General features: G+C 71.7%; 25 protein-coding genes and 1 pseudogene. 14 read left to right on the plus strand and 12 right to left on the minus strand.

Going from position 1 to position 24,509, the window contains the following annotated elements; translation table 11 throughout:
* Positions 1 to 678: 678 nt before the first annotated feature.
* Positions 679 to 1,398 carry an alpha/beta hydrolase gene (locus OHU74_RS22525; protein WP_371617556.1) on the minus strand — a complete coding sequence of 240 codons (720 nt, stop codon included), beginning with the start codon at positions 1,396 to 1,398 and terminating at the stop codon, positions 679 to 681.
* Positions 1,399 to 1,563: 165 nt separating this feature from the next.
* Between OHU74_RS22525 and OHU74_RS22530 the strand changes: the two are divergent.
* The 4 genes and pseudogenes from OHU74_RS22530 to OHU74_RS22545 all read left to right on the plus strand — a co-directional run.
* A pseudogene (locus OHU74_RS22530) lies at positions 1,564 to 2,109 on the plus strand (hypothetical protein); the annotation flags it as partial.
* 130 nt (positions 2,110 to 2,239) lie between these two features.
* Positions 2,240 to 3,388 carry an adenosine deaminase gene (locus OHU74_RS22535; RefSeq protein WP_371617557.1) on the plus strand — a complete coding sequence of 383 codons (1,149 nt, stop codon included), beginning with the start codon at positions 2,240 to 2,242 and terminating at the stop codon, positions 3,386 to 3,388.
* Between the two features lie 139 nt (positions 3,389 to 3,527).
* Positions 3,528 to 3,788 (plus strand): hypothetical protein, encoded by a 261-nt coding sequence (locus OHU74_RS22540; RefSeq protein WP_371617558.1) that lies wholly within the window; start codon positions 3,528 to 3,530, stop codon positions 3,786 to 3,788.
* Between the two features lie 132 nt (positions 3,789 to 3,920).
* Entirely contained in the window at positions 3,921 to 4,709 is a 789-nt protein-coding gene (locus OHU74_RS22545) for a hypothetical protein (RefSeq protein WP_371617559.1), read from the plus strand.
* Positions 4,710 to 4,792: 83 nt separating this feature from the next.
* On the opposite strand, the gene OHU74_RS22550 is transcribed toward OHU74_RS22545, so the two are convergent.
* The 5 genes from OHU74_RS22550 to OHU74_RS22570 all read right to left on the minus strand — a co-directional run bounded on the left by OHU74_RS22550 (position 4,793) and on the right by OHU74_RS22570 (position 8,514).
* Entirely contained in the window at positions 4,793 to 5,002 is a 210-nt protein-coding gene (locus OHU74_RS22550; RefSeq protein ID WP_330298220.1) for a PspC domain-containing protein, read from the minus strand.
* Between the two features lie 51 nt (positions 5,003 to 5,053).
* Positions 5,054 to 5,689 carry a VanZ family protein gene (locus OHU74_RS22555; RefSeq protein WP_371619766.1) on the minus strand — a complete coding sequence of 212 codons (636 nt, stop codon included), beginning with the start codon at positions 5,687 to 5,689 and terminating at the stop codon, positions 5,054 to 5,056.
* A gap of 89 nt (positions 5,690 to 5,778) precedes the next feature.
* Positions 5,779 to 6,429, minus strand: coding sequence for a PH domain-containing protein (locus OHU74_RS22560; protein ID WP_371617560.1), 651 nt, complete (start codon positions 6,427 to 6,429; stop codon positions 5,779 to 5,781).
* A gap of 25 nt (positions 6,430 to 6,454) precedes the next feature.
* Positions 6,455 to 7,075 carry a class F sortase gene (locus tag OHU74_RS22565; protein ID WP_371617561.1) on the minus strand — a complete coding sequence of 207 codons (621 nt, stop codon included), beginning with the start codon at positions 7,073 to 7,075 and terminating at the stop codon, positions 6,455 to 6,457.
* 158 nt (positions 7,076 to 7,233) lie between these two features.
* The gene (locus tag OHU74_RS22570) at positions 7,234 to 8,514 is read right to left on the minus strand and encodes a hypothetical protein (protein ID WP_371617562.1); all 1,281 of its coding nucleotides are present in this window, start codon (positions 8,512 to 8,514) and stop codon (positions 7,234 to 7,236) included.
* Between the two features lie 244 nt (positions 8,515 to 8,758).
* On the opposite strand from OHU74_RS22570, the gene deoC reads away from it, so the two are divergent.
* Genes deoC through OHU74_RS22585 form a run of 3 tightly spaced genes read left to right on the plus strand, consistent with a single transcriptional unit; the run spans position 8,759 to position 12,082 of the window.
* Positions 8,759 to 9,721, plus strand: a complete 963-nt coding sequence (deoC, locus tag OHU74_RS22575; protein ID WP_371619767.1) for a deoxyribose-phosphate aldolase — start codon at positions 8,759 to 8,761, stop codon at positions 9,719 to 9,721.
* 5 nt (positions 9,722 to 9,726) lie between these two features.
* A complete protein-coding gene (locus OHU74_RS22580; RefSeq protein WP_371617563.1) occupies positions 9,727 to 11,163 on the plus strand; it encodes an aldehyde dehydrogenase family protein in 1,437 nt (478 codons plus the stop codon).
* A complete protein-coding gene (locus OHU74_RS22585; protein WP_371617564.1) occupies positions 11,156 to 12,082 on the plus strand; it encodes an aldehyde dehydrogenase family protein in 927 nt (308 codons plus the stop codon). The genes OHU74_RS22580 and OHU74_RS22585 overlap by 8 nt, the downstream gene beginning before the upstream one ends.
* A gap of 79 nt (positions 12,083 to 12,161) precedes the next feature.
* On the opposite strand, the gene OHU74_RS22590 is transcribed toward OHU74_RS22585, so the two are convergent.
* The gene (locus tag OHU74_RS22590; RefSeq protein WP_371617565.1) at positions 12,162 to 12,524 is read right to left on the minus strand and encodes a hypothetical protein; all 363 of its coding nucleotides are present in this window, start codon (positions 12,522 to 12,524) and stop codon (positions 12,162 to 12,164) included.
* Positions 12,525 to 12,589: 65 nt separating this feature from the next.
* On the opposite strand from OHU74_RS22590, the gene OHU74_RS22595 reads away from it, so the two are divergent.
* Positions 12,590 to 13,288, plus strand: a complete 699-nt coding sequence (locus OHU74_RS22595; protein ID WP_371619768.1) for a uridine kinase — start codon at positions 12,590 to 12,592, stop codon at positions 13,286 to 13,288.
* A 225-nt stretch (positions 13,289 to 13,513) separates the two neighbouring features.
* On the opposite strand, the gene OHU74_RS22600 is transcribed toward OHU74_RS22595, so the two are convergent.
* Positions 13,514 to 14,227: a SigE family RNA polymerase sigma factor gene (locus tag OHU74_RS22600; protein WP_371617566.1), complete on the minus strand. Its 714-nt coding sequence runs from the start codon at positions 14,225 to 14,227 to the stop codon at positions 13,514 to 13,516.
* Positions 14,228 to 14,392: 165 nt separating this feature from the next.
* Here OHU74_RS22600 and afsQ1 point away from each other — a divergent pair, with 165 nt between their 5' ends.
* The 3 genes from afsQ1 to OHU74_RS22615 are packed head-to-tail and all read left to right on the plus strand — an operon-like array spanning position 14,393 to position 17,242.
* Positions 14,393 to 15,070 carry a two-component system response regulator AfsQ1 gene (gene afsQ1 / locus OHU74_RS22605; RefSeq protein ID WP_243333801.1) on the plus strand — a complete coding sequence of 226 codons (678 nt, stop codon included), beginning with the start codon at positions 14,393 to 14,395 and terminating at the stop codon, positions 15,068 to 15,070.
* Positions 15,067 to 16,554 carry an ATP-binding protein gene (locus OHU74_RS22610; RefSeq protein WP_371617567.1) on the plus strand — a complete coding sequence of 496 codons (1,488 nt, stop codon included), beginning with the start codon at positions 15,067 to 15,069 and terminating at the stop codon, positions 16,552 to 16,554. Before afsQ1 ends, OHU74_RS22610 begins: the two co-directional genes overlap by 4 nt.
* Positions 16,538 to 17,242: a hypothetical protein gene (locus tag OHU74_RS22615; protein WP_371617568.1), complete on the plus strand. Its 705-nt coding sequence runs from the start codon at positions 16,538 to 16,540 to the stop codon at positions 17,240 to 17,242. The genes OHU74_RS22610 and OHU74_RS22615 overlap by 17 nt, the downstream gene beginning before the upstream one ends.
* A gap of 29 nt (positions 17,243 to 17,271) precedes the next feature.
* On the opposite strand, the gene OHU74_RS22620 is transcribed toward OHU74_RS22615, so the two are convergent.
* Entirely contained in the window at positions 17,272 to 18,180 is a 909-nt protein-coding gene (locus OHU74_RS22620) for a LysR family transcriptional regulator (protein WP_371617569.1), read from the minus strand.
* A 122-nt stretch (positions 18,181 to 18,302) separates the two neighbouring features.
* On the opposite strand from OHU74_RS22620, the gene OHU74_RS22625 reads away from it, so the two are divergent.
* Positions 18,303 to 19,091, plus strand: a complete 789-nt coding sequence (locus tag OHU74_RS22625) for an SDR family NAD(P)-dependent oxidoreductase (protein WP_371617570.1) — start codon at positions 18,303 to 18,305, stop codon at positions 19,089 to 19,091.
* A gap of 53 nt (positions 19,092 to 19,144) precedes the next feature.
* Positions 19,145 to 19,396 (plus strand): 4-oxalocrotonate tautomerase family protein, encoded by a 252-nt coding sequence (locus tag OHU74_RS22630; RefSeq protein WP_371617571.1) that lies wholly within the window; start codon positions 19,145 to 19,147, stop codon positions 19,394 to 19,396.
* 133 nt (positions 19,397 to 19,529) lie between these two features.
* Here the strand turns inward: OHU74_RS22630 and OHU74_RS22635 are convergent, their stop codons facing one another.
* From OHU74_RS22635 to OHU74_RS22645, 3 genes are all read right to left on the minus strand, one after another.
* The gene (locus OHU74_RS22635) at positions 19,530 to 21,188 is read right to left on the minus strand and encodes a phospho-sugar mutase (RefSeq protein WP_371617572.1); all 1,659 of its coding nucleotides are present in this window, start codon (positions 21,186 to 21,188) and stop codon (positions 19,530 to 19,532) included.
* A 38-nt stretch (positions 21,189 to 21,226) separates the two neighbouring features.
* Positions 21,227 to 22,033, minus strand: a complete 807-nt coding sequence (locus OHU74_RS22640; RefSeq protein WP_330298234.1) for a purine-nucleoside phosphorylase — start codon at positions 22,031 to 22,033, stop codon at positions 21,227 to 21,229.
* Positions 22,034 to 22,177: 144 nt separating this feature from the next.
* Positions 22,178 to 22,615 carry a gamma-glutamylcyclotransferase gene (locus OHU74_RS22645; protein ID WP_112449900.1) on the minus strand — a complete coding sequence of 146 codons (438 nt, stop codon included), beginning with the start codon at positions 22,613 to 22,615 and terminating at the stop codon, positions 22,178 to 22,180.
* Positions 22,616 to 23,003: 388 nt separating this feature from the next.
* Here OHU74_RS22645 and OHU74_RS22650 point away from each other — a divergent pair, with 388 nt between their 5' ends.
* Complete coding sequence (locus tag OHU74_RS22650) at positions 23,004 to 24,443, plus strand: NAD(P)H-quinone dehydrogenase (protein WP_330298235.1); 1,440 nt, start codon at positions 23,004 to 23,006, stop codon at positions 24,441 to 24,443.
* The last annotated feature ends 66 nt before the right edge of the window (positions 24,444 to 24,509 follow it).

Here is a 24,509-nt window from a genome sequence, read left to right on the forward strand (position 1 = left end):
CCACCGGAACTGCTCCGCGCGAGCACCGGCGCCGCTCCGCGCAACCACCGGTTACCGCCCCGCGAGGCCCCCGCAACCGCTCCGCTCCGGCGTCGCGGCGGACCGCGGGCCCAGGCGTTCCGCCCGCCCGTCGCTGCCGCCCGCACCTCCCTGACCGGGCCGGACGGCGCGCACCAGTCGGACACCCCCTGATGCCGCCCCGGCCGCTGTGACGCCCTCGGGCCCGGCTGGCCGACCGGCCTTCGCGCCGGCCCAACCGCCCACGGGGGTACCGCACATGCTCACCATCACCTGGCTCACGCTGCGCAGCAGACGGGCCTCGTCCGGCGGGACCTTCCTGGCGCTCGCCCTGGGCGTCGCGCCGATGTCCGCCAGGGGCCAAGGCCGTCTCTTTCGGATCTTGCCGGGTCCGCGCCGCCCGGCACCGCACCTCGCCGCGCTGCCGGGGCACGGCACCGGACGACGCGGACCTGACCGACAAGATCCGAAAGAGGCGACCTAGTCCTCGCCGCCACCACCCACAGCCCCGAACGCGGCCCCGGCCGCTTCGCCGGCGCCCCGGTCGTCGTCCGGGCGCTGCCCGACCTCGCGGTCCCCGCGGAGTGGGGCGGAACCCGGAGCCTGCCCCTGGAGGAGCCGCGTGCTGCCCGCCGGGTCGGGACGTCCGTATTCGGGGCGTCAGCCGCGCAGCGAACGCCCGTAGCCGGAGGCGAGCGGCATCCGCAGACCCAGCGGCGGCGGAGCCGCCAGTGCGTCGGTGACCGGGCGCGAGTAAGGGCCGCTGAACACCGAGCCCAGGACGAAGTCCACGGACAGGGCCACGACTTCGGCCTGGTGCTCGCGCAGTCCGTGGCCGTCGGAGTGCACCTCGAAGCGGCACGTCGTGCGGTTGGCCTTCTTCGCCCGGGTCGCCAGTCGGTACGACAACTCCGGGTCGCTGCGGGCGTCGTTGGTGCCGTGCACGATCAACACCCGGCGTCCCGACAGCTGTTTCACCGGTTCGGGGGAGTCCGAGGCGGACCGTTTCGGCAGTGAAGGGGCAAGGGCCAGAACGGAGTTGACGGCCTCGTGTCCCGCCGCGACGAGGGCCGCCCGGCCGCCCGCGTCGTATCCGGCCAGGCACACCGGCACGTCCCCGTACCTGCGGACCACCTCGTCGGCCGCCCATTCGGCCTCCGCCTCCCGGGTGCCCCCGCCGTGGATGACCTGGTGTGTCACCAGCCCGTCCGCCGCGCCGGCGCGGGCCAGTGCCCGAGCGAGCGGCCGTACCGGACCGGGGGACAATCTGGACGCTCCGGGAAGCAGGAGCACCACACCACTGACCGTGGAAATCGAGCCGGTCGCGCCGGCCGCCCGCCCCAGACGGGCCCCGCGCGCCGACGGCGCATGCTGTGCCATGGCGAAACAGTCTCAGACCCGGAGGTGTACGTCAGCTGTTCGCACGGTCAAGGTATTTCAGGGTTGATGGCCATCTGGTGAGCACGATGCATCGGTCGCCCGTTCGGGTGGGGATGCCGGGGTTTCAGGGAGTGAGGCGGACGGCGGCGCTACGCGCTCGCCGCGCTGGTGGCGGAGTGGGACCGGTGCCGGTGGGTCTGGAACGAGTGCGTGGCGAAGTCGAAGCAGGTCCACGCCTGGAACCGGGCCCTCCCGGTGGGCGGCGTGGAGACACAGACCTGCGGCCAGGCGCAGCTCGATCGGATGCTGACCGAGGCCCGCGCTCGCACGCCATGGCTGCGTGAGGGCGCGAGTGTTCCGCAGCAGCAGCTGATCCGGGACTTCGGGAAGTCCCGGGCGAAGGCGTCGAAGGACGTCAAGGACCGGTTGCCGGTGCGCCAGCGGGCCGGGATGTCCTGGCGGTCGAGGACTTCCGGCCCCGCTTCCTCGCCAAATCGACCATGGCGAGGAAGGCCGCTGACGCCGCCATCGGCGCCACCCAAGGCCAAGCACGCACTGCCGCCGGGCATGCGCACCTACACCTGCACCGCGTGCGGAGCCGTGTCACCCAGAGACGAGAACTCCGCGCGCGTGATGCTCGTCCGGGCAGGTCTGAACCCGGTCGGCGCCGAGAGCGGAAGCCCCGATGAACCGCTGGTTCGAAAGGCAGCTCGAGCCGGAAATCCCCACACCGCCCCCGAAGGGGGGAATCACTCCCTTCGGGGAGGGGAGCGGTCAATGTTGCATATCGGATCCCGCGCCAGCGCACCCGCTCTACGCGCGTAGGAGCTAGAGTGCCCAGATGACGAGCGAGACCCCCAACCTGCCCACCCCGGATCAGATCCGCCGCTCCCCGAAGGTGCTCCTGCACGACCACCTCGACGGTGGTCTGCGCCCCGGGACCATCATCGAGCTGGCTGACAAGGTCGGCTACGAGAACCTTCCCGAGACCGACGCCGCCAAGCTCGGCATCTGGTTCCGCGAAGCCGCCGACTCCGGCTCCCTCCCGCGCTATCTGGAGACGTTCGCGCACACCTGCGCGGTCATGCAGACGAAGGAGGCCCTGTTCCGGGTCGCCTCCGAGTGCGCACAGGACCTGGCCGAGGACGGCGTCGTGTACGCCGAGATCCGCTACGCGCCCGAGCAGCACCTGGAAGCCGGCCTGACCCTCGAAGAGGTCGTCGAGGCCGTCAACGAGGGCTTCCGCGAGGGCGAGCGCCGTGCGCGGACCAACGGCAACCGCATCCGCGTCGGCGCCCTGCTCACCGCGATGCGCCACGCGGCCCGCGCGCTGGAGATCGCGGAGCTGGCCAACCGCTACCGCGACAACGGCGTGGTCGGCTTCGACATCGCCGGTGCCGAGGCCGGGTTCCCTCCCACCCGCCACCTCGACGCCTTCGAGTACCTCAAGCGCGAGAACAACCACTTCACCATCCATGCGGGCGAGGCCTTCGGCCTGCCGTCGATCTGGCAGGCCCTGCAGTGGTGCGGCGCCGACCGGCTCGGGCACGGCGTGAAGATCATCGATGACATCGAGGTCGCCGCCGACGGGTCCGTGACGCTGGGCCGCCTGGCCTCGTACGTCCGGGACAAGCGCATCCCCCTGGAGATGTGCCCGACGTCGAACCTGCAGACGGGCGCGGCGCTCTCCTACGCCGAGCACCCGATCGGCCTGCTGCGCAAGCTGCATTTCAGGCTGACCGTCAACACCGACAACCGGCTGATGAGCGGCACCAGCATGAGCCGCGAATTCGAGCACCTGGTCGATACCTTCGGCTACTCGCTCGAGGACATGCAGTGGTTCACCGTCAATGCGATGAAGTCGGCGTTCATTCCTTTCGATGAACGACTGGCCATGATCAACGACGTGATCAAGCCGGGTTATGCGGAGCTGAAGTCGGAATGGCTGTTCCGTCAGACCGCTTCCACCAGGGGTTCTGTCTCGGCATAGGCCACGGCATGACTGACTGAAGGCGTCCGGGAGGAGCAATTCCCGGACGCCTTCTCGTATTTAATGATGTTTGCGGGCCGGGGTTTGAAGTGACTAGTTTGCGGAGCCGCTCATTTCCCCGTCGCAAGGACGATCCTTCATGAAGCAGTCAGCTGCCAAGACCCTCGGTGTCGCCGCTCTCGGTGCCGCCTTCGCCGCCGTCGCCGCCGGTACCGCCTCGGCCGCCGTCCCCGCCGTCGGCCTCGGCGACGCGCTGGGCACCGTCCAGGGCCTCACCAGCCAGCAGCACGTGAACGCCGAGGAGGGCCAGCCGGCCACCCAGTCGAGCGACCCGGTCGGCCAGCTCACCAGCAGCCTCGGGGGCCTGCCGCTCGGCGGCCTCAGCAACCTCGGCGGCTGACCCGCACCTGCGGGATTCGCACGCACGCACACGTGGCGCACACCCCTTCGGGCAGGTGTGCGCCACGTCGTGGCATGTGCCACGATCACAGCCAACTGCCCGCCGACGTACGGGGTATGAGGTAAATCGATCATGCGCATGAAGGCTCGGACCGTCACGGCCGCGCTGCTCCCCGCCCTGCTGTTCGCGGCAGTGGGATGCAGTAGTACGCACACCTCCGCGAGCGGCAATTCCGCGGACCCGAAGGGCTCCGCGAGCTCACCCGGCCAAGACGCATCGGCCGGCTCCGCCGGATCTCCCGGGGCCGCGGGCTCCGCGGGTGCCTCCGGCACGGCCGCGCCCAAGCGGGCCGCGAGCCGGCTGGAGCGCTCCGCCCTGGAGCAGGGGGACCTGGCCGGTTACCAGATCTCCGCGAACGGCAAGAACCCCAACGCCCCCACCGGCCAGCCCCGGGCCGACCGCAAGGCGTGCCAGCCGCTCGCCGACATCATGGGCGACAAGCCCGACCCGGCCGCGCGCGAAACCGTCAACCGGGGCGTCGGCTCGCAAACGGAGCTGGGCCTCGCCGTCTCCGCCTCGGTCAGCTCCTACACCGAGTCCGACGCGAAGGCGCTGATCGCCCGTCTCAAGGACGCCGTTCCCGCTTGCTCGACGGGCTTCAACGCCACCGTCGAGAAGAAGGCCGGCAGCTACCGCGAGGTCAAGGCGGTCGACTACAAGGCGGGTGGCGACGAGAGCGTCAGCTGGACCACGACCGTGTCCGCGGCGGGCGTCGCGGCCCAGGTGCACCTGGTCGTCGTGCGCCAGGGGGACACCGTCGTGCGCCTGATGGCCCTCAACGTGACGGGAAGCGGGAAGACCCCCGAAGTCCCGCACGCGGTGACCGACAAGCAGATCCAGAAGGTCCGCGCGGCCCGCTGAGCACCGGACCGCCGGCTGACCGGGCCGCCGGCTGATCGGGCCGCCAGTTGACCGGGCCGCCCACCGACCGGGCGGCCGGGTAATTACCAGCCGGCGGTTCCGGCGGCGCCCGTCTTGTCGTTCGGCAGGAGCACCCACAGCGCCAGGTAGATCAGGAACTGCGGGCCGGGGAGCAGGCACGACACCACGAATATGAGGCGCATCGTGTTCGCGGATATTCCGAATCGGCGCGCAAGACCGGCACAGACTCCGCCGATCCATCGTCCGTCACGGGGGCGGGCAAGGGCGCTCATGGTCTCTCCTCGGTCGTTCGTCGTCTTCTCGGGAGGCTTTCCCTCGATGACTCAATACTCCCGCTGAACCGCGGAGAGGACGTCGCTCCAGCGGCCGAGCCCGACCCTGGTAATTCTCGGGGTCACCCCCTGAGAGCCCCTCTCGGGGACCACCCGAGGAGCCCCCTGAGGCCTGGCAAAGGGCCCCGACGGAGCGGTCTTCGCAGGGCCTTCCGGAGCGCCCTTCCCGGCCCCCTTCGCAGCGCCCTTCGGGGAACGCCGCAGCCGGGCCCGCACCACCGGTACGACGGCCAGGTGCGCCATCATCACGCCGAGGGTGTTCAGCAGCACCGAATCCACGTCGACCACCTGCCCCGGGACCGCGGTCTGGAGCATCGCGACCCCGACCGAGACCAGCGCGCCCGCAGCGGCGGTCCGGGCCAGCGAGGACCAGGCGGCCAGCGGCGACAGCCCCACGCTCCCGCCGGCCAGCGGCAGCAGCACCCCCAGCGGGGCCAGCAGCGCCAGCCCCCCGCCGATCCGGCGGGCCGCCTCGAGGGGCCCGTAGGCGAGGTCCGCCCGGATCCCCTCCAGCGGGGTCAGATTGGCCGCGGCGGCCCAGGGGACGTTCAGGGGGCGCAGCATCAGCCAGCCGACGAGGAAGAGGTGAACGGCCAGCAGGACCCAGGAGAGAAGCCGGATCCGCAGGTGAAGAGCGGCATGGCCGCTGCCCTTGAGACGGTGCACACCTGTGGAGACGCACCGTCCGGTCCCCGCGGTTCCGGGATAAGGGCCGGTCAGCCCGTGGCGAGCAACACGATCAGGAGCAGCGCGCCGATCACGGACGGCACGAGGATCTCGTAGGACCAGGCCACCTTGACGGTGCCCTGGGCGCCGGGCCGCGAGGCTCCGCGCTCGTGCAGTTCGCGCAGTTCTTCCACGTTCTGGTCGGCCGCGGCCCGCGGCGCGGCGTCGCCCGGCTGCTGCGCGCCCTCGCCGGGAGCGGTCATGCTCCGGCCCATGATCCCGCCGAGCCGGCTGGGCCGCCCGTTCTTGACGCGGTTCACGCGCTTGCGCTCCCGCAGGGAGACGGGGATCGACCAGAGCTGGTACTTCGCCCCCTCGGCCACCACCTCGGCCGAGAACCGGGCGCGGACGGTGTCCACGGCGCCCCAGGGCAGTTCGATGGTCCGGAAGGGGTTCCGCACGCGCATCCGGTCCGCGTTGGCGAAGACGGCCGGGCGGATGGTGAAGGCCACGATGAGCGGCGCGAGGCACAGCGCGACGGCGACGGCGATCCAGGGGGCGTTCCCGCTGCCCCGCACCACGGTGTCCCCGCAGAGCCACGCGAGCAGGGCGAGCATCGCCACTCCGCTGACGGTCGCCATGGGGGAGCGGTAGACCCGGTCGTCGTACACCGGTTCATCAGTGGGCTGCTCGCTGCTCATGCGCCCGATTCTGCCTCACGCCGTCTCAACGTACGAGATCGGCGTACAGGATGATGTTGTCGGGGCGGTGGCCTGCGGTGATGTCGCCGCCGCAGGTGATCAGGCGCAGCTCGGGGCGTGCGGTGTCCCCGTAGACCTTCGCGGTGGGGAAGTTCTTTTTGTCCACCTGTTCCAGCTCGCGCACGCGGAAGACGGCGGTGCTGCCGTCCGCCCGGGTGACCGTGATCTCGTCGCCGGTGTGGACCTTCGAGACGTCCTTGAGCACGGCCGGGCCCCGCGCGGTGTCGAAGTGCCCGATCAGTACGGCGGGCCCGGTCTCGCCGGGGGTGACGCCCTTGGTGTACCAGCCGATCTTGTCCCCGTCCGCCACGGAGGGCACCTCGACGGTCCCGTCGGCGGCCAGCCCGAGCCCGAGCACCGGGGAGGTGTCGACCCCCGCCGCGGGCACGCGGACCCGTACGGGCTCAGAGGCGGCCATCGGCGCGGCGGGCGCGGCGGTCGGGGCGGGGGCGGGGGAACCGGTGGCCACGTGCGCGGGCCCGGTGGCGGTCGGGGCGGCCGTCGGCGCGGCGCCCCCACAGCCGGTGAGGACGGTCAGGGCGAGCGGCGCGAGCAGCGCGGCGGCACGGAGGGCGGCACGGGGCATCGGGGAACTCCTGAACGGGGACCGGCGGGCCACCACGAGGGTGGCCCGCCGAAGGGGGGAGGGATCTGCCGGAGCGGGCCGCGTCAGCGGTGGCCGCCGGACACCGTCAGCCGCGGCGGACGGACCGCCTCAGCGGTGCCTGCCGCGGCCCGACCGCGTCAGCTGTGGCTGCGGCGGCGGCGCAGGGCGCCCGCGCCGAGCGCGGCGAAGATCGCGAGGAGACCGGCGCCCGCCGCAAGGGTGGTGGTGTTGTCGGTGTCCGCGGCCGTCGCGACGGGGATCTCGGCACCGGCCGCGACCGCACCCTGCGGAACCACGGTGGTCTGGCCCTTGGTCTGGGTGGTGGTGTTCGACACGGTGGAGGGCTTCGGCGCGGGCGCGGCCGCGTCGTCCTTGACCGGGTAGTCGGCCTTGCAGCCCTTGGGGAGCGCGGGGAAGGAGGTCCGGCTGATCGGGGTGTCGCCGCCCTGGGTCTTCCATTCGAGCACCGGCTGGGCGCCGTTGGCGTTGGCGATGCGCAGGTACATGCCGTCCGAGGTGGGCAGCGCGGAGGAGGTGCGGGTGAGCGTGCGCCACACCGAGTCCTCGCCGGCGCCCCGGATGAGGGCCTTCGGGCCGCTGGGGGACATTGTCAGTTCGGCGTTCAGGCCGGCGCCGATCACCTGCGTCTTGATCTCGGAGACGCACTTCTCGGCCGGGGTGGTGGGCTCGTCGTCCTTGACCGGGTACTCGGCCTTGCAGCCCTTGGGGAGCGCGGGGAAGGAGGCGCTCTTGGCCGGGTCGCCGGCCTGGTACTTCCACCGGAGCACCGGCGCGGCGCCGCTCGGGTTCTCGATGCGCAGGGTGTCCGAGTCCGGACCCTTGGGGTGGGTGCGGTCCAGGGTCAGCGGCGCGGGGTCCCCTTCCAGGTTGTGCACGAAGGCCTTCGGGCCCTCGGGGGACATCGTCAGGTCGGCGGACCGGTACTCGCCGAGCTTCACCGTCTTGACCGGGGAGACGCAGGACGCGGGCGTGGTGGCCTCGCCCGACGGCAGCGGGTAGGACTTGGTGACGCCGGCCTTGGTGACCGTGAGGACGGGGACCGCCGTGTCCGCCTTGGTGAGCTTGAGCTCCAGCCCGCTCACCACACCGCTGGTGTGGGTGCGGTCCAGCTTGTCCATGACGCGGACCATGTAGACGTCGCCCGGCTTCCAGTCCGTGCCCACGTAGCGGATCCAGGCCTCCGGGCCCTCGGTCTTGTTGCGCAGCACCGCGACCAGCCCCTCGCCTATGTAGACCGGCGTGCCCTCGTACCGGCCGTTGTCCGAGGTCGCCGCCGCGGACAGCGCGGTCTGCGGCGCGGTCGCCGCCGCGAAGGCGGAGGTGGCAGCCGGTGCGAGAAGGGTCCCCGCGACGGCGGCGGTGACGATGGCGGTGCGGAGGGCGAGGGCGGAACGCATAACGACTCCTGAAGCATGGTGAGGAAGGTGGAGGAGAGTCGCATGCCTCGTTGAGTCTGGTCGGTGTGTCTTCCACCGGGTCAGGTGTGGCGGGCTGCTGAAGAAGAATCTACGGACCCTCCACTGCTGGACGATCTTGTTCCTGTCTTCGCTGTGTAACAGCAAACGGGATGTCCGATTCCGAATCAATCGGGAGGAGGGGGTGACAGGCCGCTACGCGCGTAGATATGCTCATGTGGTGACCATGCCCACCACCCTCACCGCATTCGCTGACGTGACGACGTCCGACAGTGCGCTGCGCCGCTTCCTGCACGGGCTGCCCGGCGTCGACGCTGTCGGCCTGGAGGCCCGCGCGGCCTCCCTCGGCACCCGCTCGATCAAGACGACGGCCAAGGCGTACGCCATCGACCTGGCCATCTCGATGATCGACCTGACGACGCTGGAAGGCGCGGATACCCCGGGCAAGGTCCGGGCGCTCTCCGCCAAGGCCGTGCACCCCGATCCGACCGACCGCACCACGCCCACGACGGCTGCCGTCTGCGTGTACCCCGACATGGTGGCCACCGCGAAGGCCGCCCTGAACGGCGCCGACGTCAAGGTCGCCTCCGTGGCCACCGCCTTCCCGGCCGGTCGCGCCGCCCTGCCCGTCAAGCTCGCCGACACGGCCGACGCCGTGGCCGCCGGGGCCGACGAGATCGACATGGTCATCGACCGTGGCGCCTTCCTCGCCGGCCACTACCTCGACACCTACGAGCTGATCCGCTCGGTCAAGGAGGCCTGCGTCCGCCCCGACGGCAGCGCGGCCCGCCTCAAGGTGATCTTCGAGACCGGCGAACTGTCCACGTACGACAACATCCGCCGCGCCTCCTGGATCGGCATGATGGCCGGGGCCGACTTCATCAAGACGTCCACCGGCAAGGTCGGCGTCAACGCGACCCCCGCGAACACGCTCCTCATGCTCGAAGCCGTCCGCGACTTCAAGGCGCAGACTGGAATCCAGATCGGCGTGAAGCCGGCCGGCGGCATCCGGACCACCAAGGACGCCATCAAGTTCCTGGTCCTGGTCAACGAGACCGTGGGCGAGGACTGGCTGAGCAACCACTGGTTCCGTTTCGGAGCCTCCAGCCTGCTCAACGACCTGTTGATGCAGCGCCAGAAGCTGAGCACCGGCCGCTACTCCGGTCCCGACTACGTGACGGTGGACTGATCACCATGGCATCGCTTTTCGAGTACGCACCCGCCCCCGAGTCGCGCTCCGTCGTCGACATCGCCCCCTCCTACGGGCTGTTCATCGACGGCGAGTTCACCGACGCCGCGGACGGCAAGGTCTTCAAGACCGTCTCCCCGTCCTCCGAAGAGGTCCTCGCCGAGATCGCGCAGGCCGGCGCCGCCGATGTGGACCGCGCCGTGAAGGCCGCCCGCAAGGCCTTCGAGAAGTGGTCGGCGCTGCCCGGCTCCGAGCGCGCCAAGTACCTCTTCCGCATCGCGCGGATCATCCAGGAGCGCAGCCGCGAGCTGGCCGTCCTGGAGACCCTCGACAACGGCAAGCCGATCCGGGAGACCCGCGACGCGGACCTGCCGCTCGTCGCCGCGCACTTCTTCTACTACGCGGGCTGGGCCGACAAGCTCGACCACGCGGGGTACGGGGCCAACCCGCGCCCGCTCGGCGTGGCCGGCCAGGTCATCCCGTGGAACTTCCCGCTGCTGATGCTCGCGTGGAAGATCGCCCCGGCGCTCGCCACCGGCAACACGGTCGTGCTCAAGCCCGCCGAGACCACGCCCCTGTCGGCGCTGTTCTTCGCGGACATCTGCCGCCAGGCGGGCCTGCCCAAGGGCGTCGTCAACATCCTCACCGGTTACGGAGACGCGGGCGCGGCCCTCGTCGAGCACCCGGACGTGAACAAGGTCGCCTTCACCGGCTCCACCGCCGTCGGCAAGGCCATCGCGCGCCAGGTCGCCGGCACGGACAAGAAGGTCACCCTGGAACTGGGCGGCAAGGGCGCCAACATCGTCTTCGACGACGCCCCCATCGACCAGGCCGTCGAGGGCATCGTCACCGGCATCTTCTTCAACCAGGGCCAGGTCTGCTGCGCGGGCTCGCGCCTCCTGGTCCAGGAGTCGATCCAGGACGAGCTGCTCGACTCGCTCAAGCGCCGCCTGTCCACGCTGCGCCTCGGCGACCCGCTCGACAAGAACACCGACATCGGCGCGATCAACTCCGCCGCGCAGCTGGCCCGGATCACCGCGCTCGTGGAGACCGGCGAGGCCGAGGGCGCCGAGCGCTGGTCCCCGGCGTGCGAGCTGCCGTCCGCCGGCTACTGGTTCGCCCCGACGCTCTTCACGAACGTCACCCAGGCGCACACCGTCGCCCGCGACGAGATCTTCGGCCCGGTGCTGTCCGTGCTGAGCTTCCGTACGCCCGACGAGGCCGTCGCCAAGGCCAACAACAGCCAGTACGGCCTGTCCGCCGGCATCTGGACGGAGAAGGGCTCGCGCATCCTCGCGGTCGCGAACAAGCTCCGCGCGGGTGTGGTGTGGGCCAACACGTTCAACAAGTTCGACCCGACCTCGCCCTTCGGCGGCTACAAGGAGTCGGGCTTCGGGCGCGAAGGCGGCCGCCACGGCCTGGAGGGCTACCTCGATGTCTGATCAGCAGCGCAGTACCGACAAGGGCGGCTCCGCCGCCGGGCGTCTGAGCGTCTTCAAGACCTACAAGCTGTACGTCGGGGGCAAGTTCCCGCGATCCGAGAGCGGCCGGGTGTACGAGGTGACCGACTCGAAGGGCAAGTGGCTGGCCAACGCCCCGCTGTCCTCCCGCAAGGACGGCCGCGACGCGGTCGTCGCCGCCCGCAAGGCCTTCGGCGGCTGGTCGGGTGCGACCGCGTACAACCGCGGTCAGATCCTCTACCGCGTCGCCGAGATGCTGGAGGGCCGCCGGGAGCAGTTCGTCCGCGAGGTCGGCGAGGCGGAGGGGCTGTCGAAGTCCAAGGCCGCGGCGGTCGTGGACGCGGCCGTCGACCGCTGGGTCTGGTACGCGGGCTGGACCGACAAGATCGGCCAGATCGTGGGCGGGGCCAACCCGGTCGCGGGCCCGTTCTTCAACCTCTCGACCCCCGAGCCGACCGGTGTCGTCACGGTCGTCGCCCCGCAGGAGTCCTCCTTCCTCGGGCTGATCTCCGTGATCGCCCCGGTGATCGCCACCGGCAACACGGTCGTCGTCATCGCCTCGGAGAAGGCGCCGCTCCCGGCGCTCTCCCTCGGCGAGGTGCTGGCCACCTCCGACCTGCCCGGCGGAGTGGTCAACATCCTGTCCGGCAAGGCCGCCGAGATCGGCCCGCACCTGGCGTCCCACCAGGACGTCAACGCGATCGACCTGGCGGGCGCCGACTCCGCGCTCGCCAAGGAGCTGGAGATCGCGGCGGCGGACAACCTCAAGCGCGTTCTGCGTCCACAGCCTGTGGGCGACTGGAGCGCGGACCCGGGAACGGCGCGCATGACGGCCTTCCTGGAGACCAAGACCGTCTGGCACCCGACCGGGTCGCTGGGCGCGGGCGGATCCTCGTACTAGACCCGCCCCCGAAAACGGGCCCCGGCAGCGTCCCCCGCGCTGCCGGGGCCTCTTCGTGTCCTACGAAGCGTTCGGCGCCCTACTTCACGGCGCCCGGCAGCAGCGGGCCGAGCAGCGAGGACGCCGCCGCGGTGGGCAGTTCGCCGATCGACGGGCCGCGCGTCAGGCTGCCCGTCAGCATGCCCGTGCCCACTGACGGGAAGTCGGCGACCTTCGTGGCCACCCCGTTGTCCAGCGGGTCCACACCGGTGTTGGCCAGCGGGTTCACCTTGAGGTTCGAGATCGGATCGGCCACCCCGGCCAGGGCCGCGGGGACCGAGAGCTCCCCCGCCTGGGCGCCGCCGGCGGCCATCGCCAGGGCCGCGCCGGCCATCGAGAGGGTCAGGCCTGCGGTGCGCAGCGCCTTGGTCTGGGGGGCTTTGGGGGCTGCGTGACGTGCCATGGATTCCCGCCTGTGGGCTCGTACGGTCTGGTAGTCGCGTGCGCACGCAGCGTAGTGGAGGTGTGATCCTGGATACCAACGGGTCTTTCGGTAGGTCCCCTGCGCGAGGTAATAGTTCACACTGTTGTTCCGTGAGCCGTACCTCTCCTTTGCCTACGCGTGTCGTCCTTCTGACCGGACCCTCGGGGTCCGGCAAGTCCTCGCTGGCGGCCCGGTCCGGGCTGCCCGTGCTGCGCCTGGACGACTTCTACAAGGAGGGTGACGATCCCACCCTCCCGCTGGTCGACGGCAGCGACGACATCGACTGGGACTCCCCGCTGTCCTGGGACGCGCAGGCGGCCGTGGCCGCGATCGCGGAACTGTGCGCGGCCGGGCGCACGGAGGTTCCCGTCTACGACATCGCCACGTCCTCGCGGACCGGGACCGAAGCCCTGGACATCTCGCGGACCCCGCTGTTCATAGCCGAGGGGATCTTCGCGGCGGACGTCGCGGTGCGGTGCCAGGAGCTGGGGCTGCTGGCGGATGCGATCTGCCTGCGGGGCCGTCCCTCCACGACCTTCCGCCGGCGCCTCGCGCGGGACCTGCGGGAGGGCCGCAAGTCCGTCCTCTTCCTGCTGCGTCGGGGATGGCGGCTGATGCGGGCCGAGCGGGGCATCGTGGCCCGCCACATCGCGCTGGGGGCGCACGCCTGTGGTCGTGACGAGGCCCTCGGGCGGCTTGCCGCTGCCGCGGCGGGGCGCCACCGGGCCGCCGCCCCGGCCTAGCCGCCGCTGCCCTGCGGGGCTTTCCCCCACCCCGCCCCTTCCCGAAACCGGGGCTCCGCCCCGGACCCCGCGCCTCAAACGCCGGCGAGGCTGGATTTCACCTGGATCGTGGGACGCCAAAAGGCGGGACCAGCGGACCCCCATCCGCTTGATCCCGCCTTTTGCCCCCGTGACCCCCGTCCCACCCCCGTAGGACGGGCCCCCTGGCCCCTTGGTCTGTTGGTTCTACGCGACGAGCTTCTCGAAGGACTCCGCCTCGTCGGCGCCGAAGTTCAGGGCCTCGTCCTCGCGCATCCGCCGCAGCGAGCGCCAGATGCTGGACTTCACCGTGCCGACGCTGATGCCCAGGATCTCGGCGATCTCCGGGTCGGTGCGGCCTTCGTAGTACCGGAGCACCAGCATCGTGCGCTGCGGCTCCGGGATGCGGGTGAGCGCCTGCCACAGCACCGCACGCAGCTCCGTACCGCCCATCGCGTCCGTGTCCGAGGCCGTCTCCGGGAGCTCCTCGGTCGGGTACTCGCTGAGCTTGCGGCGGCGCCAGGCGCTGATGTGCAGGTTGGTCATCGTGCGCCGCAGGTAGCCGCCGACGGCCGCCTTGTCGCTGATGCGGTCCCAGGCGCGGTACGTGGAGAACAGCGCGGTCTGCAGCAGGTCCTCGGCCTCGTAGCGGTCGCCCGTCAGGTGGAAGGCCGTCGCGTACAGGGCGGCCCGCCGCTCCTGGACGTACGCCGTGAACTCGGCCTCGTTGGAGGAGTCGGCCGGGGAGCCCGCCGTGCGCTGCGCGGGGACGGAGGGGCGCTCGTAGGTCTTCGCGTCGATGGCCACCACGTGCGACGGCCGCCGGGTGGGGGCCGTCGCCGTTCGGACGGCCGTCCTGCGGTTCACATCGTGCAGCCGCGTGACAACCGCGCTGGTGGTGGTGGCGTGCAGCGTGCTCATCTCGCGCCCCCCGTCGTGGAGTCTGTCTGGTTCGTTGGTAGAAGACTGCCCGCCGGACATAACCGGGGTGTCCTTCGACTGTCACAGGCCTGTCACAGGGGCCCCCGGAGGATCAGGTGGGCAGGACGGTCGAAGTCCCGAGGGGCGATGGGACAGAATGAGCCCGTGCCTTTCCTGTTGCTCATCGAGGACGACGACGCCATCCGCACGGCCCTCGAACTCTCCCTGTCACGCCAGGGCCACCGTGTGGCCACCGCGGCGACGGGAGAAGACGGCCTCAAGCTGCTGCGCGAGCAGCGTCCGGACCTGATCGTCCTGGACGTCATGCTGCCCGGGATCGACGGCTTCGAGGTGTGCCGGCGCATCCGCCGTACCGACCAGTTGCCGATCATCCTGCTGACCGCGCGCAACGACGACATCGACGTGGTCGTCGGCCTGGAATCGGGGGCCGACGACTACGTCGTCAAGCCCGTCCAGGGGCGGGTCCTCGACGCCCGCATCCGCGCCGTACTGCGCCGCGGCGAGCGCGAGGCCACCGACTCCGCCGTCTTCGGCTCGCTGGTCATCGACCGCAACGCCATGACGGTCACCAAGAACGGCGAGGACCTCCAGCTCACCCCGACCGAGCTGAGGCTGCTGCTGGAACTCAGCCGCCGCCCCGGGCAGGCCCTGTCGCGCCAGCAGCTGCTGCGGCTGGTCTGGGAACACGACTACCTGGGCGACTCGCGCCTCGTGGACGCGTGCGTGCAGCGGTTGCGCGCCAAGGTCGAGGAAGTGCCCTCCTCGCCCACCCTGATCCGTACGGTGCGGGGCGTCGGCTACAGACTGGACTCCCCTCAGTGATCAAAGCCCTCTTCGCGGGCCGGCGCTGGACCAGCCTGCGGCTGAGGCTCCTCATCGTGTTCGCCCTGGTCGCGCTGACGACCGCCGTCTCCGCCTCCGGGATCGCGTACTGGCTCAACCGCCAGGCCGTTCTGGACCGGACCCAGGACGCCGTCCTCGGCGACTTCCGCCAGGAGATGCAGAACCGGGCCGCCGCGCTGCCCATCGATCCGACGCAGGAGGAGCTGCAGCGCACCGCCGAGATGATGGCGGGCAGCAGCCCCGGCTACAGCGTGCTGCTGGTCCACGAGCGCAAGGACCACACCACCGTGACGGGCGCGGCCGGTCCGGACGCCTTCCGGATGGCCGACGTCCCCAAGTCGCTCCAGCACGCGGTCAACGACCGGCAGAAGACGACGGCGGTCAACGACGCCGAGTACCACATGTACTGGCAGCGGACGAAGCCCGACGGCAATCCGTACCTGGTCGGCGGCACCCGGATCGTGGGCGGCGGGCCGACGGGCTACATGTACAAGTCCCTCGCCCAGGAGCGCGACGACCTCAACGCCCTGGCCTGGTCGCTGACCATCGCCACCGGCCTCGCGCTGCTCGGCTCCGCACTGCTCGCGCAGGCCGCGGCCCGGACCGTGCTCAAGCCCGTACAGCGCCTGGGCGACGCGGCGCGGCGGCTCGGCGAGGGGGAGCTGGACCACCGCCTGGAGGTGTCGGGCACGGACGAACTCGCCGATCTGTCGCACACCTTCAACAAGACGGCGGAGGCGCTGGAGAAGAAGGTCGCCGACATGAGCGCCCGGGAGGAGTCCAGCCGGCGGTTCGTCGCGGACATGTCCCACGAGCTGCGCACGCCGCTGACGGCGCTGACGGCGGTCGCCGAGGTGCTGGAGGAGGAGGTCGAGACCCTCGATCCGATGATCGCACCGGCGGTGGCGCTGGTCGTCAGCGAGACCAGGCGCCTCAACGACCTGGTGGAGAACCTGATGGAGGTCACCCGCTTCGACGCGGGGACGGCCCGGCTGGTGCTGGACGACGTGGACGTCGCCGACATGGTGACGGCCTGCATCGACGCGCGGGCCTGGCTGGACGCGGTCGAACTCGACGCGGAGCGCGGGATCGTGGCCCGCCTGGACCCGCGGCGCCTCGACGTGATCCTGGCCAACCTGATCGGCAACGCGCTCAAGCACGGCGGTTCGCCGGTACGGGTCTCCGTGCTGGTGGAGGGGGAGTGGCTGGTCATCGCGGTGCGCGACAACGGGCCGGGCATCCCGGAGGCCGTGCTGCCGCACGTGTTCGACCGTTTCTACAAGGCGAGCGCGTCCCGGCCGAAGTCGGACGGCAGCGGGCTGGGCCTGTCCATCGCGATGGAGAACGCGCACATCCACGGCGGGGACATCACTGCCGCGAACCGGGCGGAGGGCGGTGCGCTGTTCACCCTGCGGCTGCCGATGGACGTGGGGAAGGTGATCGCGCATGAAGACGAGGCGTAGTCGCGTGCGCAGTTCGGAGCTCGGTCCGGAGCGCGGTCCGGTGCTCGGCGCGGTGCGCAGTTCGGCGGTCGCGGTCCTGTGCGGGCTCGCCATCGGGGGGCTCGCGGTCGCGGGGTGCGGGATCCAGGCGAGCACCGTGCCGGTGGACGTGGGCGCGGCGCCCTCGCGGGTGTCCTGTGACACCCCGGCCAAGCCGTCGGCCGGAACGAGCACGGTCCAGGGCATCCGGGCCACGGTGGAACTGGTCTGCGGCTCCCAACTGGTCGGCGTCGAGCGGGTGGTGCCGATGCCGGAGAAGAAGTCGTCCAAGGACGCGGTGGTGCTCGTCAGCCAGGCCCTGCTGGAAGCGCTCCAGCGCGATCCGTCACCGGAGGAGCGGGACGCCGGTTTCACGACCGGGGTCCCGGCCGGGCTGACGACGGCGGACCCGCGGCCGGGAGATCCGGCGGGGACGGTCCGGCTCAGCCGCAAGCCGGAGGACCTGCCGCTGGGGGCCCTGTCGCAGATCGTGTGCACGCTCTCGGAGAGCGAAGTGGTGTCGGCGGGGCAGGGGCCGGTGGTCCTGGGCGGCCCGGACACGGATCCGCCGCGGGCGTGGTCGTGCAGCGCGGCCGTCCGCTCCCGCCCGGAAGCGGTCCCGACCCTGGGCGACGTGGTCCTCCCGACCCCGAAGGCCGGCGCCTCCTGACGCAGGTCCCGGGCTGAGCCCGGCCGTCCTCAGGCGGGCCGGGGGCCCGTGAGGTGGGTGGTCAGTTCCTCCACGAAGGCGGCCTGGAGGGGCGGCAGGGGCCCGGGACGGGTGGCGCAGAACCAGGTGCGGGTCAGGGGTTTGGCCCCGATGCGGACCAGGGCGAGGCCGTGCGAGGACGCGTACGGTGCGGCCACCCAGTTCGGGAGGATCGCCACGCCCTGGCCGCCCGCCGCCATCTCGATGACCAGGTCGGTCACCAGGGGCATGGTGGTGATGCGGGCGGGGCGGGCACCCCGGGGGATCGGCAGCGGTTCCGAGGGGATCCGGCTCTGGTCGTAGACGTCGTAGAGAACCAGGTCCACGCCCGTGAAGTCGCGGGCCGTCACGTGCGTGCGCGACGCCCAGGGGTGTCCGGCGGGCACCACCGCCACCATCTCGTCCTCGAACATCCGGGTCAGCTCCACCCGGTCCATCTGCGGGTCCGTCTTGGTGACCATGGCGACGTCGACGAGGTCGGCCAGAAGGGCCGGGATCGGCGCGTCGCCGGGGACCGTGACGATCCGCACCTCGGTGTCCGGCTCCCGCTCGCGGAAGGCGCGCAGGACGGGCGGCAGCCACGGGAAGGTGGTGCTGCACTGGGCGGCGAAGCGCACCCGGCGGTCCTTGCCGTCACGGATGTCGCGCAGGTCGCGGGTGGCCGACTCCAGTTCGCCGAGGACCTGGCGCGCGGCGACGAGCATCCTGCGGCCGGCCGGGTTCGGCACGAGGCGGCGGCCCGTGCGCTCGAAGAGCCGCATGCCCAGCCGGTCCTCCAGCCGGGTCAGGCGCTGGCTGAGGGCGGGCTGGCTCACGTAGAGCCGCGCGGCGGCGGCGGTCAGCGAGCCGGACTCGGCCATCGCCTCCAGGAGTTCCAGGTCGCGCAGATCCACATCCATAACGCTGGATTATGACATGCTTCAAAATCGGTCGTGGTGTGATGGATTGACGGCTCGTAGGTTTCTGGTGTCAGCGAACGCGCCGGCCGGGGAACCGGTCGGGTACGAAAGGCACTTGAATCATGTCCGCCACCACGACCGGCACCGCCGTCACCCGCACCGCCGTCACCCGTACCGCCGTCACCCGTACCGCCCTCGTCACGGGCTCTTCCAGCGGCATCGGCCTGGACATCGCCCGGGCCTTCCTGGAGCGCGGCGACAACGTCGTGCTCAACGGCCGCGACGACGGCCGCCTCGCCAAGGCCGCGGCCGTCCTCGGCCGACCGGAGCGCACGGCCTGGGTCGTCGGCGACATCGCCGACCGGGACACCGGCGAGGCGCTCGTCCGTACCGCCCTCGACCGGTTCGGGAGCGCCGACGTCCTCGTGAACAACGCCGGGACCTTCGCGTCCAAGCCCTTCACCGAGGTCACCGAGGAGGAGCTGGACGGGTTCCTGACCCACAACCTCAAGGGCACCTACCTCACCACCCAGGCCTTCGTCCGGGCGGTGCGCGGTCGGGGGCGCGGCGCCGCGGTCGTCAACATCGGCACCGTTCTCGTGGACCACGGCCTGGCCGGCTTCCCGGCCTCGGCGCCGGTGGCGAGCAAGGCGGGCGTGCACGGGCTGACCGTCAGCCTGGCGGCCGAGCTGGCGGCCGACGGCATCCGGGTCAACCTCGTGGCGCCCGGCATCGTCCGCACGCCGCTGCACGAGGGCGCCGACGTGGACGCGTACGGGGGCCTCGCGCTGCTGAACCGGGTCGGCGAGGTCGCGGAGATCTCGGAGGCGGTCCTCTACCTCGCGGCCGCGGAGTTCGTCACGGGCCACGTCCTGCGCGTGGACGGCGGCCACGTCACCGGCCGCTCCTGAGCCTCGCCCTTGCCCCCGTCCCCTTACCCCCGTATCCCGAGAGGACCCGAACCGTGCCGTACGTCAATGTGAAGATCACCCGCGAAGGTGCCACCGCCGCCCAGAAGGCCGAGATCATCGCCGGGGTCACCGGCCTGCTGGTCGACGTCCTCGACAAGGACCCCGCCACCACCTTCGTCGTCATCGAGGAGGTCGACCTGGAGAGCTGGGGCGTCGGCGGCGTACCGACCGCGGAGTACCGCCGCCGGACCCGGGTCGTGTCGGCGGCGGCCCAGGAGCCGCCGTTCAACCCGTACAGCGCCTGATGGGCGGCCCCGTCACGCAGACCGGCCCCGGACCGAGGGGTCCGGGGCCGGTCGGGTGGGATCGGCGGGGCTAGGCCGTCTCTTCCGGATCTCGCCGGGCCCGCGCCGCCCGGCAAGATCCGAAAGAGACGACCTAGATGCCCGCCGCCGCCGCGAGGTCCTTCTTGATCGCGTCGAGGACCTCCTGCCCGCGTTCGCGGGCCGGGGCCAGGTCGGAGGCCTCCGCCACCGGGACCACGACCTCCAGGTAGCACTTCAGCTTGGGCTCCGTGCCGGACGGGCGGACGATCACCCGGGCCTTGTACTCGCCCTCCAGGTAGTAGCGCAGCCCGTCCGTGGGCGGGAGCGCCGCCGTGCCCTGGTTGAGGTCCTCCGCCGAGGTGACCCGCAGGCCCGCCAGCGAGAGCGGGGGCTGGGCGCGCAGCGCCGCCATCGCCGAGGCGATGACCGACAGGTCCTCCACGCGCACCGACAGCTGGTCGGTGGCGTGCAGTCCGTGCGCCATGGCCAGGTCGTCGAGCAGGTCGGTCAGGGTCCGGCCCTGCTCCTTGAGCACCGAGGCCAGCTCGGCCACGAGCAGGGCGGCCGTGATGCCGTCCTTGTCGCGGACGCCCTCGGGGTCCACGCAGTAGCCGAGCGCCTCCTCGTACCCGTAGCGCAGGCCCTCGACCCGGGAGATCCACTTGAAACCGGTCAGGGTCTCCTCGTAGCCCACGCCCGCCGCGTCCGCGATCCGCCCGAGGAGGGAGGAGGAGACGATCGACTCGGCGAAGACGCCCTGAGCGCCCTTGCTCACCAGGTGCGCGGCGAGCAGCGCGCCGACCTCGTCGCCGCGCAGCATCCGCCAGCCGGTGGCGGAGGAGTCGTCCGGGACGGCCACCGCGCAGCGGTCGGCGTCCGGGTCGTTCGCGATGACGATGTCCGGGTTGACGCGGGCGGCCGTCGCGAAGGACAGGTCCATCGCGCCCGGCTCCTCCGGGTTGGGGAAGGCCACGGTCGGGAAGGCCGGGTCCGGCTCCGCCTGCTCGGCCACCAGGACCGGCTCGGGGAAGCCGGCGCGGGCGAAGGCGGCCATGACCACGTCCTTGCCGACGCCGTGCATGGCCGTGTAGACGGTGCGCACGCCCCGGGGGGAGCCGGGGGTCAGCACGGCGTCCGTACGCGCCAGGTAGGCCTCCAGGACCTCGTCGCCGAGGTCCTGCCAGCCGCCCTCGGGGCGCGGTACGTCGGCCAGCGCGGCGATCGCGTCGATCTGTGCCGCGATCTCGGCGTCGGCCGGGGAGACGATCTGCGAACCGTCGCCGAGGTAGACCTTGTAGCCGTTGTCCCGGGGAGGGTTGTGGCTCGCGGTCACCTCGACGCCGGCGACGGCGCCCAGGTGCCTTATGGCGTACGCGAGGACGGGGGTCGGCAGCGGACGCGGCAGGACGGCCGCCCGCAGCCCGGCGCCGGTCATCACGGCGGCGGTGTCGCGGGCGAAGTCGGCCGACTTGTAGCGCGCGTCGTAGCCGACGACGACCAGGCCGCCGTCGTGGCCCTGGGCCTTGAGGTAGGCCGCGAGGCCCGCCGCGGCCCGGATGACCACATTGCGGTTCATCCGCATCGGGCCGGCGCCGAGCTCGCCGCGGAGCCCTGCGGTGCCGAACTGGAGCCTGCCGGAGAAGCGGTCCGCGAGCTCGGCGGTGTCACCGGCTTCGATGAGCGCGGCGAGTTCGGCCGCGGTCTCGGGGTCCGGGTCCTCGGCCAGCCAGGCCTGGGCCCGTGCGATCAGATCGTCCTGCGCGTCCTGCACGTCCTGCACTACCTCTCGTCGTCGGTCGGGTCGCTCGGTCAGATCCGGGCGAGGACCTGGGTCAGCAGCTTGCCCATGCGCGCGGCCGAGTCGCGGCCGGCCTGGAGCACCTCTTCGTGGTTCAGCGGCTCGCCGGAGATGCCCGCCGCCAGGTTGGTGACCAGGGAGATCCCGAGGACCTCGGCGCCGGCCTCGCGGGCGGCGATGGCCTCCAGCACGGTGGACATGCCGACCAGGTCGGCGCCCATGACGCGGATCATGTTGATCTCGGCCGGGGTCTCGTAGTGCGGGCCGGGGAACTGGACGTAGACGCCCTCTTCGAGGGTCTCGTCGATCTCCTTGCACATCGCGCGCAGGCGCGGCGAGTACAGGTCGGTCAGGTCCACGAAGTTCGCGCCGACGATCGGCGAGGTGGCCGTGAGGTTGAGGTGGTCGCTGATCAGCACGGGCTGACCGGGCTTCATGCCCTCGCGCAGACCGCCGCAGCCGTTGGTCAGGACGACGGTCTTGCAGCCGGCGGCGACGGCGGTACGGACGCCGTGGGCGACGGCGGCGACGCCGCGGCCCTCGTAGTAGTGGGTCCGGCCGAGGAAGAGCAGCGCGCGCTTGTCGCCGATCTTGTACGAGCGGATCTTGCCGCCGTGGCCCTCGACGGCGGGCGGCGGGAAGCCGGGCAGGTCGGTGACCGGGAACTCGGCCTCGGGCGCACCGAGCGCCTCTGCGGCGGGGGCCCAGCCGGAGCCCATCACGAGGGCGACATCGTGGGTTTCGGCGCCGGTCAGCTCGCGCAGGCGGGCGGCTGCGGCGTCGGCGGCGGCGAAGGGGTCGGTAACAGATGCGTTCACGCAGACGAGCGTAGCCGGTGATGGCCTACGCGCGTAGATGGCGCCGCTCACGGTATTCGGATCGTTGCTTTGTCGTTTCCGACCAATTGTCCCCGGCGGGGTGCGCGGGAGCCGTGCGGCGCCGTCGCCGGGGCCGGACCGGGCTCAGCAGGGGCGCTTGCGGAGCTCCATCACGTAGTCGTGGGGCGCGCCCGCGGATTCGGCCGCGTCAGCGAGTTCGCCCAGGTAGCGCGCCGAGGGGAGGCCGCCCTCGTAGCCGTTCAGGACGTACACCCAGGCCGCTTCCTCGCCGTCCAGGGTGTGCACGCGCACCCGCATGCGGCGGTAGATGTCGAGCCCGACACCCTCCCACCGGTCCATCGAGTCCTCGTCCAGCGGAGCGACGTCGTACAGCGCAACGAAGACCTGGTGGCGAGGCGCTTCGACGATCGTCGCCAGCGCGCCCTCCCAGCCCATCTGCTCGCCGCCGAACGTCAGGCGCCAGTCGTTGATCCAGCCCGTGCCGCGCAGCGGCGAATGCGGAGCGCGGCGCGTCATCAGCCGCGGGTCGAGGTTGCCGGCGTACGCGGCGTAGAGCGACATGAGGTCGAGAGTACGGGAGGGGCGGCCTCCGTCGTGTGCCCGCCCGGATGCCCAACCCCTGCCGGGGGCTTGCCGGGACCGAGGTGGTGCCCTGCCGGGACCGTGCCGGGGCTGCGCCCGGATGCCGCCCGGACCCTTCCCGGACCCTGCCGGTACCGCGCCCGTGCCCCGCCGGGGCCGCGCCCGGACGCCGCCTGGACGCCGCCCGGTCCTCGGCCCGGCCTCGTCCCTGGCTTCCGTAGGCCAGGCCCTGCCCGTATGGCGGACCCTGCGTGAAGCACCTTGATGCGTGCGGGACAATGGGGCACGGACAGCATCCCCCGGGGAGACCCCCCGGAAGCCCCGGCCGGGGCGGCAGCCGGCCGGGTAGACGTGAGGCGGAGTTTTCGTGACCCGGATCGTGATCATCGGCGGCGGACCAGGCGGGTATGAGGCGGCCCTCGTGGGGGCCCAGCTCGGCGCGGAGGTGACCGTCGTGGACTGCGACGGTCTGGGCGGAGCGTCGGTACTCACCGACTGCGTGCCCTCCAAGACTCTCATCGCGACCGCCGAGGTCATGACGACCTTCGACTCGTCGTACGAGGAGCTCGGCATCGTCGTCGCCGACGACACGCCGCCCCTGGAACAGGCCGCGCGCGTCGTCGGCGTGGACCTCGGCAAGGTGAACCGGCGCGTCAAGCGCCTCGCGCTCGCCCAGTCGCACGACATCACCGCCTCCGTCACCCGGGCCGGCGCCCGCGTCGTACGGGGCCGCGGCAAGCTCGGCGGCCCGCAGGGCATCGACGGCACGCGCGACGTCATCGTCACCGCGGCCGACGGCACCGAGACGATCCTGACGGCCGACGCCGTGCTCATCGCGACCGGCGGCCACCCCCGCGAGATCCCGGACGCGATGCCCGACGGCGAGCGGATCCTGAACTGGACCCAGGTCTACGACCTCGACGAGCTCCCGGAAGAGCTCATCGTGGTCGGCTCCGGTGTGACCGGCGCCGAGTTCGCCGGCGCCTACCAGGCCCTCGGCTCCCGGGTGACCCTGGTGTCCTCCCGTGACCGCGTGCTGCCCGGCGAGGACCCCGACGCCGCCGCCGTCCTGGAGGACGTCTTCCGCCGTCGCGGCATGAACGTCATCGGCCGCTCCCGCGCCGAGTCCGCCAAGCGGGTCGGCGACCGCGTGGAGGTCACCCTCTCCGACGGCCGGGTCATCACCGGCACGCACTGCCTGATGGCGGTCGGCGCGATCCCGAACACGAGCAACATGAACCTGGAGGAGTCCGGGGTCAAGCTCAAGGAGTCCGGGCACATCTGGACCGACAAGGTCTCGCGCACCTCCTCGCCCGGCGTGTACGCGGCCGGCGACGTGACCGGCATCTTCGCGCTGGCCTCCGTGGCCGCCATGCAGGGCCGCATCGCGATGTACCACTTCCTCGGCGACGCGGTGGCCCCGCTGAACCTCAAGACGGTCTCCTCGAACGTCTTCACCGACCCCGAGATCGCCACCGTCGGCTACACCCAGGCCGACGTGGACTCCGGCAAGATCGACGCCCGGGTCGTGAAGCTCCCGCTGCTGCGCAACCCGCGCGCCAAGATGCAGGGCATCCGGGACGGCTTCGTGAAGATGTTCTGCCGCCCGGGTACCGGCATCGTCGTCGGCGGCGTGGTCGTCTCGCCGCGCGCGAGCGAGCTGATCCACCCGATTTCGATCGCCGTCGACAACAACCTGACGGTCGAGCAGATCGCAAACGCGTTCACCGTGTACCCCTCGCTGTCCGGTTCGATCGCGGAAGTGGCGCGCCAGCTGCACACCCGGAAGGCCGCCGGAGAGGCATAAATCCCGGTAACGCCCCTTGTGTGCAAGGGTTTTGGTGTGGACTGACGGCCCGTCGCGGAGCAGGTG

Origin of the sequence: Streptomyces sp. NBC_00454, assembly GCF_041434015.1 — a bacterium.
Lineage (GTDB): Bacteria > Actinomycetota > Actinomycetes > Streptomycetales > Streptomycetaceae > Streptomyces.

Coding starts and splice junctions, on each gene's coding strand:
- OHU74_RS22580 (WP_371617563.1), top strand. CDS start 9,727: ATGGCATCGCTTTTCGAGTACGCACCCGCCCCCGAGTCGCGCTCCGTC.
- OHU74_RS22620 (WP_371617569.1), bottom strand. CDS start 18,180: ATGGATGTGGATCTGCGCGACCTGGAACTCCTGGAGGCGATGGCCGAG.
- OHU74_RS22540 (WP_371617558.1), top strand. CDS start 3,528: ATGAAGCAGTCAGCTGCCAAGACCCTCGGTGTCGCCGCTCTCGGTGCC.
- OHU74_RS22565 (WP_371617561.1), bottom strand. CDS start 7,075: ATGCCCCGTGCCGCCCTCCGTGCCGCCGCGCTGCTCGCGCCGCTCGCC.
- OHU74_RS22535 (WP_371617557.1), top strand. CDS start 2,240: ATGACGAGCGAGACCCCCAACCTGCCCACCCCGGATCAGATCCGCCGC.
- OHU74_RS22545 (WP_371617559.1), top strand. CDS start 3,921: ATGCGCATGAAGGCTCGGACCGTCACGGCCGCGCTGCTCCCCGCCCTG.
- OHU74_RS22645 (WP_112449900.1), bottom strand. CDS start 22,615: ATGTCGCTCTACGCCGCGTACGCCGGCAACCTCGACCCGCGGCTGATG.
- OHU74_RS22585 (WP_371617564.1), top strand. CDS start 11,156: ATGTCTGATCAGCAGCGCAGTACCGACAAGGGCGGCTCCGCCGCCGGG.
- OHU74_RS22615 (WP_371617568.1), top strand. CDS start 16,538: ATGAAGACGAGGCGTAGTCGCGTGCGCAGTTCGGAGCTCGGTCCGGAG.
- OHU74_RS22550 (WP_330298220.1), bottom strand. CDS start 5,002: ATGAGCGCCCTTGCCCGCCCCCGTGACGGACGATGGATCGGCGGAGTC.
- OHU74_RS22525 (WP_371617556.1), bottom strand. CDS start 1,398: ATGGCACAGCATGCGCCGTCGGCGCGCGGGGCCCGTCTGGGGCGGGCG.
- OHU74_RS22625 (WP_371617570.1), top strand. CDS start 18,303: ATGTCCGCCACCACGACCGGCACCGCCGTCACCCGCACCGCCGTCACC.
- OHU74_RS22600 (WP_371617566.1), bottom strand. CDS start 14,227: ATGAGCACGCTGCACGCCACCACCACCAGCGCGGTTGTCACGCGGCTG.
- OHU74_RS22570 (WP_371617562.1), bottom strand. CDS start 8,514: ATGCGTTCCGCCCTCGCCCTCCGCACCGCCATCGTCACCGCCGCCGTC.
- OHU74_RS22560 (WP_371617560.1), bottom strand. CDS start 6,429: ATGAGCAGCGAGCAGCCCACTGATGAACCGGTGTACGACGACCGGGTC.
- OHU74_RS22590 (WP_371617565.1), bottom strand. CDS start 12,524: ATGGCACGTCACGCAGCCCCCAAAGCCCCCCAGACCAAGGCGCTGCGC.
- deoC (WP_371619767.1), top strand. CDS start 8,759: ATGCCCACCACCCTCACCGCATTCGCTGACGTGACGACGTCCGACAGT.